11 protein-coding genes are annotated in these 12,056 nt (G+C 73.4%); 3 read left to right on the top strand and 8 right to left on the bottom strand.

Features of this window, described 5'->3' with window-relative positions; genetic code table 11:
* Positions 1-41 precede the first annotated feature (41 nt).
* From ACEZDG_RS13605 to ACEZDG_RS13575, 7 genes are all read right to left on the bottom strand, one after another.
* Positions 42-701, bottom strand: a complete 660-nt coding sequence (locus ACEZDG_RS13605) for a zinc ribbon domain-containing protein (RefSeq protein WP_380507711.1) — start codon at positions 699-701, stop codon at positions 42-44.
* Between the two features lie 167 nt (positions 702-868).
* On the bottom strand, positions 869-2,035 hold the full coding sequence (locus tag ACEZDG_RS13600) for a CU044_5270 family protein (RefSeq protein WP_380507708.1): 1,167 nt from the start codon (positions 2,033-2,035) through the stop codon (positions 869-871).
* Complete coding sequence (locus tag ACEZDG_RS13595) at positions 2,032-2,664, bottom strand: RNA polymerase sigma factor (RefSeq protein ID WP_380508539.1); 633 nt, start codon at positions 2,662-2,664, stop codon at positions 2,032-2,034. Before ACEZDG_RS13595 ends, ACEZDG_RS13600 begins: the two co-directional genes overlap by 4 nt.
* A gap of 93 nt (positions 2,665-2,757) precedes the next feature.
* A complete protein-coding gene (locus tag ACEZDG_RS13590) occupies positions 2,758-2,943 on the bottom strand; it encodes a 2-hydroxymuconate tautomerase (RefSeq protein WP_380507705.1) in 186 nt (61 codons plus the stop codon).
* Between the two features lie 146 nt (positions 2,944-3,089).
* A complete protein-coding gene (locus tag ACEZDG_RS13585; RefSeq protein WP_380507702.1) occupies positions 3,090-5,219 on the bottom strand; it encodes an MMPL family transporter in 2,130 nt (709 codons plus the stop codon).
* 92 nt (positions 5,220-5,311) lie between these two features.
* Positions 5,312-5,740, bottom strand: a complete 429-nt coding sequence (locus tag ACEZDG_RS13580) for a MarR family winged helix-turn-helix transcriptional regulator (protein WP_380507699.1) — start codon at positions 5,738-5,740, stop codon at positions 5,312-5,314.
* A 62-nt stretch (positions 5,741-5,802) separates the two neighbouring features.
* Positions 5,803-8,523 (bottom strand): ATP-binding SpoIIE family protein phosphatase, encoded by a 2,721-nt coding sequence (locus ACEZDG_RS13575; protein WP_380507696.1) that lies wholly within the window; start codon positions 8,521-8,523, stop codon positions 5,803-5,805.
* Positions 8,524-8,840: 317 nt separating this feature from the next.
* Between ACEZDG_RS13575 and ACEZDG_RS13570 the strand changes: the two genes are divergently transcribed.
* The 3 genes from ACEZDG_RS13570 (at position 8,841) to ACEZDG_RS13560 (ending at position 10,705) form a co-directional block, all read left to right on the top strand.
* Positions 8,841-9,656 carry a hypothetical protein gene (locus tag ACEZDG_RS13570; protein WP_380507693.1) on the top strand — a complete coding sequence of 272 codons (816 nt, stop codon included), beginning with the start codon at positions 8,841-8,843 and terminating at the stop codon, positions 9,654-9,656.
* A gap of 85 nt (positions 9,657-9,741) precedes the next feature.
* Positions 9,742-10,071 (top strand): rhodanese-like domain-containing protein, encoded by a 330-nt coding sequence (locus ACEZDG_RS13565; RefSeq protein WP_380507691.1) that lies wholly within the window; start codon positions 9,742-9,744, stop codon positions 10,069-10,071.
* A gap of 130 nt (positions 10,072-10,201) precedes the next feature.
* Positions 10,202-10,705, top strand: a complete 504-nt coding sequence (locus ACEZDG_RS13560; protein WP_380507688.1) for a GNAT family N-acetyltransferase — start codon at positions 10,202-10,204, stop codon at positions 10,703-10,705.
* 10 nt (positions 10,706-10,715) lie between these two features.
* Here ACEZDG_RS13560 and ACEZDG_RS13555 read toward each other — a convergent pair whose 3' ends face one another.
* The gene (locus ACEZDG_RS13555) at positions 10,716-12,056 is read right to left on the bottom strand and encodes a dihydrolipoamide acetyltransferase family protein (protein ID WP_380507685.1); all 1,341 of its coding nucleotides are present in this window, start codon (positions 12,054-12,056) and stop codon (positions 10,716-10,718) included.

Genomic DNA, 12,056 nt, shown 5'->3' with positions numbered 1-12,056 from the left:
GATGAGTGATCAGATCGGGTCAGGCCCGATCGGACCCGGGGTCAGCGGCGGGTGCCGCAGTCCGGGCAGAAGACCGAGCCCGGTGGCAGCGTGGCCCGGCAGGAGCCGCACTGGTCCTGGGCGCCCAGTTGGTGGCCGCAGCCCGGGCAGAACCGGGCGCCGTGGGTCTCGGTGCGGCACTGCGGGCAGACCAACTGGGTGCTGCGGTCCACGTTGTAGGCCGCGCCCTGGGTGCCGCCGACCTCGTAGGCCCGCTGCGAGGCCACGTCGTTGAGACCGCGCTGCTGCGAGGCGGCGACCTCGGCGGCGGTGTCGGGGGCGCAGTTCAGGCACAGGCCCTGGGTCTCGTTCCAGCACCGGCCGCAGACGTAACTGGTGCAGCGCGCACAGCGGTTGAAGTGCGCCTGGGCGTCGGTGATGGCCTGCTGGAAGGCACTGTCCTTGCTCGGACCCCAGTTGGCGCCGACGAGTCCGCCGAGCGCGCTGCTGGCCTCGCTCCCGGCCCGGCCGAAGGCGCCCCAGGCGCTGCCCACCACCCGGTCCGCCCAGCCGGCCGCCCGACCGCTGGTGTACGGCTTGAAGGCCGAACGCCAGGTGTCCGAGCAGCGGGAGCAGGAGAACTCGAACTGGAAGCCGGCCCCCGTTCCGCGCTGCTCGCACAGGTCGCGGTAGTTGTTGCTGAAGTAGATCTCGTTGCTCATGGTGCCGCTGCCCCCACACAATCCCATGCCATAACCAAAGAACCCCGTAGGCAAAGAGTGGCACAGCGGCACGGCGGGCGATAAGGACTGACGCATGATCCGTTCGCAACCGTTATGCCCGCCGTTGACCGTATCCCGGGCGTTCGCGCCCCGGAAACCGTCCGCGGCTACTCGGTGGCCACGGGCGCCCCGCCCTTGGTGTCGGCGACGCCACGGGCCAGCACCGCGCTGACGCCGATCAGCATCCCGGCCTTGCCGTTGACGGTGTCGTGGACCAGGTAGTCGCGCTCGCCGAGGTAGCGCAGGGAGTCCTTGTCGAAGATCCACTCGCTGCGCTCGCTGCTGTGGTTGTCGACCCTGGCCACGCCGATGCCGTGGCGTCCGGCCGCGTCCACCGCGTCGGGCAGCAGGACCACGCCGGGGATCCGGGCGACGGCGCGGTAGAGCGCGGCCTCGACCTTCGGCGGCATCACCGAGTCGCCGAGCAACTCGCCGATCGCGGCGAAGGCGGCCTGGTCCGGACCGGACGATTCGGCGGTGCCGCTGTCCCTGGTGTCGGCGTAGACCTCGGCGAGCAGCGCGGCCGGGTCGGTCGGCAGCGCGGCCGTCCAGGCGTAGGTGGGATTGTTGATGCCGACCGTGCTGGAATCCGCGTGCAGGGTGACGTCCTGGCCGTTCTCGCGGTAGAAGCTGTCCTCGGTGCCGGGGCGCTGGCTGTACCAGGTCTCACGGTGCGTCACCGGATACATCACCCAGGGCGAGTCGAAGGTCTTCTCCTGGGACGCTCCGGCGAACTGCGACACGGTCTTCGTATAGACGTACTGGTCCGGCTTCACGGTGAACACCGGCTGGACGGACGCGGCGTCGGCGATCCGGCCGAGGGTGCTGCTCAGGCCGGCCGTGCTGCCGGGCAGTACGGCGATCACCGGGTCGGGGACGGCTCCGGCGGCCTGGGTGCTGCTGTGGTCGGCGGCGGAGTGCTGGTGGGCGCCGACCGCGAGCGCGCCGACCAGGGCGGCGGCGACCAGCGGGGCGAGCAGCGCCGGGCGCAGCAGCAGCGGGCGGCGGGGCCTGGGCCGCGGGGCGTACCGGTCGACGTGCCGGTCGGTGGACGGGCCTGCGGACGGCCCGGCGGACGGGTCTGCGGACGGGCCGGCCTGCGGGTCGGCGGGGACGGGGGCCGCCGCGGGCGCGTCGGAGGTGAAGTGGCGCATCAGGTTCTCCCGGTGGAGTGTGCTGCGGTCGGTCGGCAGGTCCCGTTCAGCCGGGACCGGCAGCAGCCGGGCCAGTTCCTCGCGCGCGGCCCGTTCGGGCCGGGGCTCGGTGGCGTTCATCGGTGGGCCTCCTGGGTGGACCGGACCGCGGGTGCGCGGTCTCCTTCTACCTGTCGCGGTGCGGCGGCCGGTTCCCGGTCCCGGCGCAGCGTTTCCTCGGTGAGCCTGCGCAGTTTGGCCCGGGCCCGGGAGAGCCGGGAGCGGACGGTGCCGACCGGCAGGCCGAGTGCCTCGGCGGCCTCGGCGTAGCCGAGTCCGGACCAGACGCAGAGCGCCAGCACCTCGCGTTCCTGGCGGCGCAGGCCGCGCAGCGAGCGCTGGATCGCGGCGAGCCGGACCGCGTCGTCCACGCGCCCGGCGCTGTCCTCGGCGAAGTCGGGGACCGTGGTCTCGCCGCGCGGCATCCGGCCCAGTACGGCGCGGTGCCGGCGGGCGGTGCGGTTGGTGTTGCGGGCGGTGTTGGTGGCGACGCCGAGCAGCCAGGGCCGCAGCGAGCCGCCGTCGGGGTCGACGCGTGCGCGCAGCCGCCAGGCCTCCAGGAAGGTCAGCGCCATCACGTCCTCGGCCGCGGACCAGTCGCCGGTCAGCCGGAAGGCGTGGTTGTAGACGGCATGGTGGTAGGCGTCGAAGAGCTCCCCGAACGCGTCCGGGTCGCCCGAACGCACGCGGGATCGCAGGGTGGTGTCCACACCGGGATAGCTGTCGCCCGCGGGGTCCCGGGTTCCCGTGATCCCGGTCACAGGCACCTACTCGGGCGCACCCGGGGTCGGCGGGTCACCGGGTCAGCGGTCGGCGATCAGTTCGCCGCCGATGGCCCAGTTCTCGGCCGGGAGCTCGTCGATGGTGACCCAGACCGACTCGGGCTTGATGCCGGTCACCCGGACGTAGGCGTCGGTGAGCTCGCGGGCGAGGGCGCGCTTCTGCTCCTCGCTGCGCCCGGCGAGCTGCTTGACCTGGATGATCGGCATGGTGCTCCTTGATCAGGACGTCGTGGTCCCGGAAAGCGTACGGCCCGCCGACGCGGAGTCGGCGGGCCGTACCTCGTGCGGGGGCTGCGCGGCCAGGCCCCGGCGTGCGGCCAGGACCCGGCGTGCGGCCGGGCCCTGGCGCACGGTCAGGCCCTGCTGCCGGTCTGCTGGTCCTGGGTCAGCTGCCCGCCGCGGGCGGCGGGGGGCGTGGCCGGGGCGGTGACCTTGCTGAGCGCGCTGGGCCACCAGAGGTGCCGGTCGATGTCCATGGTCAGCGCGGTGACCAGGATCGAGCGGACCACCAGGGTGTCCAGCAGGACGCCGAGGCAGACCGCGAAGCCGATCTCGGCGAAGCCCACCACCGGCAGCGTGCCCAGCACCCCGAAGGTGCTGGCCAGGATCAGCCCGGCGGAGGTGATCACCCCGCCGGTCGCGGCGAGTCCGGCCAGCGCGCCGCCGCGGGTGCCGCGGTGCGCCGACTCCTCCCTGACCCGGGTCATCAGGAAGATGTTGTAGTCGATGCCCAGCGCGACCAGGAAGACGAAGACGAACAGCGGGAACGAGCTGTCCTCGCCCTCGAAGTGGAACAGGTGGGTGAAGGCCAGCGAGCTGATCCCCAGCGCCGAGGCGTAGGAGAGCACCACGGTGGCGATCAGCAGCAGCGGCGCGACCACGGCCCGCAGCAGCAGCGCCAGGATCAGCAGCACCACCAGCAGCACGATCGGGATGATCACGAAGCTGTCGTGCCGGGACGCCCGTTCGGTGTCCAACTGCACCGCGGTATTGCCGCCGACCAGGGCCTGGGCGCCGGGCACGGCGTGCTCGGCGGTCCTGACCCGGTCCACGGTGTCCTGCGCCGCCTTGCTGTCGGGGGCGGAGGAGAGGGTGCCGGTGAGGTAGGCGTGGTCGCCCTTGACCACCGGCGGGGTGGTCGAGGCGATGCCGGGGACGCTCTTCAGCGCCTGCGCCGCCGCGTCCGCGCCGGAGGCGGAGCTGATCACGACCACCGGTGAGCCGGCCCCGGCCGGGAAGTGCTGGGCCAGCACGGTCTGGCCGACCACCGAGTCCGGCTTGCCGGTGAAGGATCCCGCGGTGGACAGGCCGTCCGCCTTGAGGCTGAACATGCCCAGCGCCAGGGCGCCGAGGGCCAGCGTGGTGCCGATCCAGACCAGCCGGGGGCGGCGCGAGATGCCGCCGCCGACCCGGGACCAGACGCCGCTCTCTGTCGGCTCGGCGGTCCCGAAGGCGGGCTTGACCGGCCAGAACACCCAGCGTCCGCAGATCACCAGCAGGGCCGGGAGCAGGGTCAGCATGGCGGCCAGGGCGACCACGATGCCGATGGCGCAGACCGGGCCGAGCCCGCTGGTGGAGTTCATCTCCGCGAACAGCAGGCAGAGCATGCTGATGGCGACGGTCGCGGCGCTGGCCAGGATCGCGGGTCCGGCCCGGTGCAGGGCCTCGGCCATCGCCTCGTGCCGGTCCTCGTGCCGTCGCAGCTCCTCCCGGTAGCGGGCGACCAGCAGCAGCGCGTAGTCCGTCCCGGCGCCGATCACCAGCACCAGCAGGATGCCCGCGCTCTGCGCGTTGACGGTCAGTCCGGCGTGTTTGACCAGCAGGTAGATGACCGCTTCGGAGGCGGTCAGGGCCAGCCCGGAGGACATCAGCGGCAGGATCCACAGGGTGGGGCTGCGGTAGGTGAGCAGCAGCAGCACGATCACGATGCCGACGGTGGCGTAGAGCAGGGTGCCGTCGATCCCGGCGAAGGCCTTGCTCTGGTCGGCGCCGACCCCGCCCGGACCGGTGATGTGGACGGCGAGGCCGGGGTCGTCCTTGGTCGCGGTGGCGCGGAGCGAGTCCACCGCCGGGGTGAGGGCGTTCCAGCCGCCGCTGGTGTCGACCGGCACCACGGTCTGCAGCGCCTTGCCGTCCTGGGACGGGATCGGGCCCTCGATGGCGCCCTTGACGTTCGGCGCGGAGGCGAACGCGGCGGCGTCGGCGGTGGCCTTGGCCCGGTCGGCGGCGGTGATGCCGCCGTCGCGGGTGTAGAGGACCACGGTCGGCGCGGTCTGGGTGGAGGAGAACTGGGTCTCCAGGTTGAGGACCTTGGTCGACTCGGCGCTCCCCGGCAGCCAGCTCGACGCCTGGTTGTCCTCGGCGTTGGTGAGCTTCCCGGCGAGCGGTGCCAGGACCAGCAACAGGATGACCCACGAGACGAGGACGACCCATTTGCCGCGTCGTCCGCAGGGTAGGGCGGCGAGCCGCCGGGCGAAGTTCATTGTGTGTATCCCCCAAGTAACGCGATACATCGCGATCGTTGGGAATACGATGTGCCACCGCTCCGATGGTGTCAAGCTCCGCAGGTCACCGCTCAGATGCGGGCGTTGTAGCGGGCGAGGTAGGTCGAGAAGCGCTCCAGGTCGTCGTCGGGCCAGTCGCCGAGGCGTTCCAGGAAGGCCGCGTGGCGCTGCTCGCGGACGCCGCACAGCAGTTGCTCGCCGGCCGCGGAGGCGCGGATGATCTGGCCGCGCAGGTCCTCCGGGTCGGCGGTGCGCTCGACCAGGCCGAGTTTCTCCAGCGCCGCGATCTGCCGGCTGACCGTGGACTTGTCCAGCATGAAGTGCGCGGCCAGGTCGGTGCCGCGACAGCCGCCGCGTTCGTGCAGGTGGTCCAGCAGGGTGTAGGTGACCAGGGTCAGGCTCGGATGGATGCTGAAGGCCAGCGCGCGGGCGCGCCGGGCCACGGCGGTGAGTTCGCGCTGGATGGCGTCGATGGACGCTGAGCGGGTGGGCTCGGACAAGGGAGGCTCCTTCTTTGGTTGTACAATACAACCAAAACCGGCAGATGTCCCGTCCGAACCGCTCAGGAACGGTGCGGCAGCGGAAGTTCGAACCAGACCACCTTGCCGACCGCCTTGCGGCTGGTCCCCCAGCGCGCCGACAGGCTGCTGACCAGGCCGAGCCCCCGGCCGTCCTCGTCCAGCGCCTCGGAGGGCTCCAGCGAGGGCAGGTTGTGGTCGTCGTCGCTGACCTCGACCAGCAGCTTGCCGACCCGCATCAGCTGCAGCTCGACCCGGTCCCTTGCCACCCGCAGCGCATTGGTCACCAGCTCGCTGACCAGCAGCGCCGCCGTCTCGGCGAGTTCGTCCAGGCCCCACTGCAGCAACTGCTCGCGCACCATCCGCCGGGCCCGCTGCACCTCGGTGGGGTCCAGCTGCAGCGACCAGGACATCACGTCCTGCGGCGGGATGCCGTCGAAGCGCGCGATCAGCAGCGCCAGGTCGTCATTGCGGTCGTCGGTGTGCAGCCGCTCCAGCACCGTGTCGCAGACCTCGTCCGGGCTGCGCCGCGGGTCCACGATGTCGCCGCAGAGCGCGGCCAGGCCGTCCCCTATGTCGCCGCCGCGCATCTCCACCAGGCCGTCGGTGCAGAGCACCAGCATGCTGCCGTCGGAGACCTTGATCTCGCGGGAGGCGAACGGCACCCCGCCCACGCCGATCGGCGCGCCCGAGGGCAGGTCCAGCAGTTCGCCCCGGCCGTCCGGGTGCACCAGCACCGGCGGTACGTGGCCCGCGCTGGCCAGGGTGCAGGTCCGGGCGATCGGGTCGTAGACCGCGTAGAGGCAGGTGGCCAGGTGGTCGTCGCCGAGGCGCTGGGAGAGGTTGTCCAGGTGCCGCAGGATCTGGCCCGGCGGCAGGTCCAGCGCGGCCAGGGTCTGCATCGCGGTGCGGAACCGGCCCATCGCCACCGCCGAGTGCAGGCCGTGGCCCATCACGTCGCCGACCACCAGCGCGACCCGGCTGCCCGGCAGTTGGATCGCGTCGAACCAGTCCCCGCCGACCTCGGCGCGGCGGTCGCCGGGGATGTAGCGGTGCGCGATCAGCACCCCGGGGATCTTCGGCGGACGGTTCGGCAGCATGCTGCGCTGCAGCGTCAGCGCGGTCTTCGCCTCCATCCGGTGCAGCCGGGCGTTGTCGATCGACAGCGCCGCACGGGCCGCCAGCTCGCGCAGGTACGCCGCGTCCGTCTCGTCGAACGGGGGGTGGTCGGCGCTGCGGAGCAGCGTCAGGATCCCGAGCACGGTGCCGCGCGCCGCCAGCGGCAGGGTCAGCATCGACCGCCCGGCGAACAGCGGCGCCAGCGCGGCGTTGCCGCGTCCGGTCGCGCACTGCTCCGCCACCACGTCGTCCACCAGCGGGACCAGCACCGGCTGGTTGGTCTGCAGCGCCATCCCGGACGGGGTGTCCCCGGACAGCTGGAACAGGCTGCCCTCGTGCACCTGGTGCTCCCAGCCGGCCAGCGACTCGCTGAACGCCCGTGCCACTCGCCGCAGTTGGGTCTCGTCGTCGGGGCGGTCCCGGGGCAGCTCGGTGTCGACGATCAGCCGGTCCCGCAGGTCCACGCAGGCGAAGTCGGCGATGCCGGGGACCACGACCTGGCACAGCTCATGGACCGTCACATCCAGGTCCAGGGTGGTGCCGATCCGCGCGCCGGCGTGGCTGAGCAGCCGCAGCTGCTCATTGGCCGGCAGGGTCAGCGGCAGCGGCACGGCGGTCGCCGCGGTGAAGCCGGCCCCGGACGCCAGACCCGGCGGCAGGGTCAGCGTGGGGACCGTCGGCGGCCCGCTGAACGGGCCCTCCTCGAAGCCCGGGCGGCGGCGCGCGGTCGGCGAGAGGGCCTGTGGGTGCTCGTTCCTGGCCGTCGGCAGCAGGCCGCCGGCCCAGCCGCCGGAGGAGGCGTCCGGACGGTTCTTGGCGTAGTCGACGATCGCGTCCCGCCCGGCGCCCCGGTTGTCGGAGTCCCGGCCGTCGTCCTGGACGGTGGCGTCCGCGCCGGACCGGTCGGGCGCGGGCAGGTCGGCGCAGCCGGGCAGCGGCGAGCCGTCCGGGAGCTCGTGCGGCAGCACCGGCAGCCGGATCGTGCCGTTCACCAGCAGGGCCGGGGCCCCGGCCGCGAGCAGCTGGCCGATCAGCCGGGCCCGCCGGTCCTCGGCGGACCTGGGCAGGATCACCGAGAGCCGCTGCGCGGTGCGCTGCACGTCGGCGGCCCCGGTCGTGGCGGTCTGCACCGGGAGGATGCTGACGGCGGGCTGCCCGGAGGCGCCGGCCGCGGCGTAGGGGAGGAACTGGTCGCCGAGCGCGATCCGCGGACCCGCCTCGCGCAGCGGCCTGGCGTCGGCCGCCAGCACCAGCAGGCTGCGGCCGTTGGGCTCGACCAGGCGGTAGGTCCAGCACAGGACCTCGACGGTCCGCCCGTCCCGGTCGGTGACCTGCAACTCCCCGGTCCAGGACGGGGTGTAGGCGGTGAGGTCGTCCAGGTGGTCCAGCGCGTCGCCGAGCCGGCCCTCGGCCGGGGACGCCGGTGCGGCGGCGCTGCCGGTCGGGTGCGGGGCGGAGCCGCGGGCCAGCGGCAGCAGACCGGAGGCGGGGCGGTCGAAGACATCGTCGCGGCGGTGGCCGAAGACCTCCTCTGCGGCGCGGTTCCAGTGGCTCAGCCGCCCGTCCGGGTCCACCATCAGCACGGCGAGGCGGACCACGGCCACCACACCGGACGGCGCCGAGAGCGGAGCGGCGGCGGTGGGCACGGTGGAATCCTGGGCAGGGGGGTTCGGAGCAGGGTCAGGCCGCCCTCGCCCGGAAGCCGCGAAGGACTCTTCCGCCATATTCACCTCTCTCAGCTCCCACTGCTGATCGTTCTGCGCCGCACCTCAAGGTATTCAAGGTAGGGAGTACCCCAGGCAAGCACGAAACGTGCCTCCGTTGCCTGACATCGGAGAACATTTGAGGTGACCAGTAGCGTGCGCGGGCTCGCACGCCCTAGTGTGCGCCCTCGGTCGCCGCCGTGGGGCCAGTAGGGTGACGGGGCGGACACGCGGTACAAACGACAAGCATTGAGGTTGACATGGCTGCCGACACCCCGGTCCGGTGGATCGACCCCGACGAGCAGCTGCTCGAGGAGCAGATCGCGCGCACCGAGGCGCAGTGGGTCGACGCCGAGGTCGAGGTCGAGACCCTGCGGGTGGAGCTCGACAACTTCGCGCTGGTGCACCATCAGCGGCTCGGCCCCATGTACGTGCGCCTGGACGAGCTGGACGCGCTGATCGCCGAGGCCACGGCCGCGCAGACGGGCGACCCCGAGGACATCAGGCGGGCCTTCGAGGCCCGCAACATCGTGGAGCCGATGCCGGATCTGGAGGCCTTCTTCGCCGAGGCCGACGCGGCGTCCGGCGAGGACGGCGCGGAGACCGAGCAGCCGGTCATCCCGCAGGCCCCGCAGCGGATCCGGCCCGACAAGGAGGCCCAGCGGCTCTTCCGCGACCTGGCCCGCCGGGCCCACCCCGACCTGGCCCAGGACCCGGCCGAGCAGCAGCTCCGCGGCGCCTTCATCGCCCGGGTCAACGAGGCCTACGCCCGCGGCGACGTACTCGCGCTGGCGGCGCTCGCCGAGGAGTGGGCCGGGGAGACCGGCGACAACGGGGCCCCGGCCGGCGGCACCCCGGAGCGGGTGGCCTGGCTGCGGCAGCGCCTGGACTGGCTGACCGCCCGGCTGCACCGGATCGAGGCGACCAGGGCCGAGCTCGTCGACAGCCCGATGGGCCAGCTGCTGATGCTGCTGCCGGACGACCCGGACGCCCTGCTCGAGGTGCTCGCGGAGCAGCTGCTCGAATCGGTCGCCACCCGGCAGGCCGAGCTGGACCGGCTGGTCGGCGCGTTCTGACCTCCCCCCGACGTTCCACACTTGCGTTCCATACTTGGCAGCAGCACACCGACCTCGTTGTTGACCTCACCGTTTGGAGAGACCCATGCCCCACGCCGCCGTCCCCACCGTGGACGCCGCTTCCGTACCGGCCACCGGCGCGCTGCTCGACGTCCGCGAGCAGGACGAGTGGGACGCCGGCCATGTCGACGGCGCGCTGCACATCCCGATGAACGAGGTGCCGGCCCGGCTCGGCGAGCTGCCGGACGAGAAGCTGTACGTGGTCTGCCGGGTCGGTGGCCGCTCGGCCCAGGTGGTGCAGTACCTGGTGGCCCAGGGCCGGGAGGCCGTGAACGTGGACGGCGGGATGTACGCGTGGGAGGCCGCGGGCCGCCCGATGACCGGGACCGGCGGCGCCGAGGCGTTCGTGCTGTAGCGGCGCGGGCGGGTGCCGGTGCGGCCGGTGCGGCTGTGGGCGAACGAACTGCGGAAAGCAGCTGTGCGGGCGGGGGGTGATCCGCCATGATGGGCCGGTCAGCAGTACATAACCTGCCCAGAGGGGTCATATGGCTTCCGGCGCGTCCTCCCTCCCGTGTACCGACCGGATCGAACTGCGAGTGATCACCCCCGCCGCGGCGGCCGAGTTGGCCCGGGGCACCGGCAGCGGCGGATTCGCCTGGGCCCCCGGCGGCCCCTACGACGGGACCAGGGACGCCTGCGGGATGATCGTGAAGGCCGCGGAGACCGGGGCCTACGACCCCCGCTGGGGCGCGTTCGCGATCATCAGGCGCGAGGACGGCGCGGCGCTCGGCGGGGCCGGCTACCACGGCCCGCCGAGCGGCGGCCGGGTCGAGATCGGCTACGACCTGGCCGTGTCCGCCCGCGGACGCGGCTTCGCCACCGAGGCGGTGGGCCTGCTGACCGCCTACGCCCTGGCCGACCCGGAGGTGGTCGTGGTGCAGGCGCACACCGATCCGGCCAACACCGCCTCGCAGGCCGTGCTGCTCCGGTCGGGATTCGTCCGGGACGGGCACAACGAGGACGGGCTGCCGCGGTTCGTGCTGCGGTGACGACCGGCTGTCAGAGGTGGCGCAGCAGGGTGGTGGGGGACTCCACCGCGTCGGCGACGAAGCGGAGGAACGCCCCGGCGACCGCGCCGTCGCACACCCGGTGGTCGAAGCTGAAGGACAGCTGGACCAGCTGACGCACCGCCAACTCCCCCTGGTGCACCCACGGTTTGGGCGCGATCCGGCCCACCCCCAGCATCGCCGCCTCCGGGTGGTTGATGATCGGCGTGGAGCCGTCGACGCCGAACACCCCGTAGTTGTTGAGGGTGAAGGTCCCGCCGGTGAGGTCGGCGGGAGCGAGCCTGCCCTCGCGGGCGGCGGCGGTGAGCCGGGCCAGCTCGGCGGCCAGGCCGGACGTGCTCAGCAGGTGCGCGTCGTGCACCACCGGGACGGCGAGGCCGCGCGGGGTCTGCGCGGCGAAGCCTAGGTGCACCGCGCGGTGCCGGCGGATGCCGGTCGCGGCGCCGTCCGGGCCGGTCACCACACTGGAGTTGAGCTCCGGGTACTGGGCCAGCCCGGCCGTGCAGATCCTTGCCAGGAGGGCGAGCAGGCCCAGGTCGAGGCTGCGGCGGGCGGCGAGCAGCTCGGTCGCGTCGGCGTCCACCCAGCAGGTGGCGTCGGGGATCTCCCGGCGGCTGCGGCTGAAGGTCTCGGCGGCGAGACGCGCGGTGCCGCGGAGCGGGGTGACGTCTTCCTGTTCCAGGGGCACGGGTGTAGGTATGGGCGCGGACGCCGTGGCCGCGGCGGTGACGTCGGCACGCATGATCAGGCCGTCAGGGCCGCTGCCGGTGAGGGCGGCGAGGTCGATCCCGTGCTCCCGCGCGAGCCGCCGCACCAGCGGCGAGATCACCGCCGGCGCGGTCGCCCGCGCGGCGGCGGGGGAGGCAACGGGCGCGGCCCCCGGCGAGGCCGCGCGAGCCGTCGCCGTACCCGGAGCGGGAGTTGGCGCGGGCGGCGCCGGGGCCGTGGCCGAGCCCGGGACGACGCGGCGGCGCCTCGCGCCGGTGCTCTCGGTGGTGCCGTAGCCGACCAGGACGTTGCCGGAGCCTTCGGCGGTGTCCGCCGCCGCCCCGGTCCCCGGGTCCGGCTCGCCCGCAGGCTCGGCCGCCGGACCCACCGCGACGGTGACGAGCGCGGCGCCGACCGGGACCTCCGTGCCGGCCTCCCCCGCCCGCGAGGTGACGACGCCCGCGTACGGGCAGGGCACCTCGACCACGGCCTTGGCGGTCTCGACCTCGGCGACCGGCTGGTCGACCACGATCACGTCCCCGACCTCCACCAGCCAGCGGACGATCTCGGCCGAGGTCAGGCCCTCGCCCAGGTCGGGCAGCGGAAACTCTCGTACGGAGGGCAT

The organism is Streptacidiphilus alkalitolerans (assembly GCF_042511045.1).
GTDB lineage: Bacteria > Actinomycetota > Actinomycetes > Streptomycetales > Streptomycetaceae > Streptacidiphilus > Streptacidiphilus alkalitolerans.
This window is presented reverse-complemented; position numbering and strand designations above follow the sequence as displayed.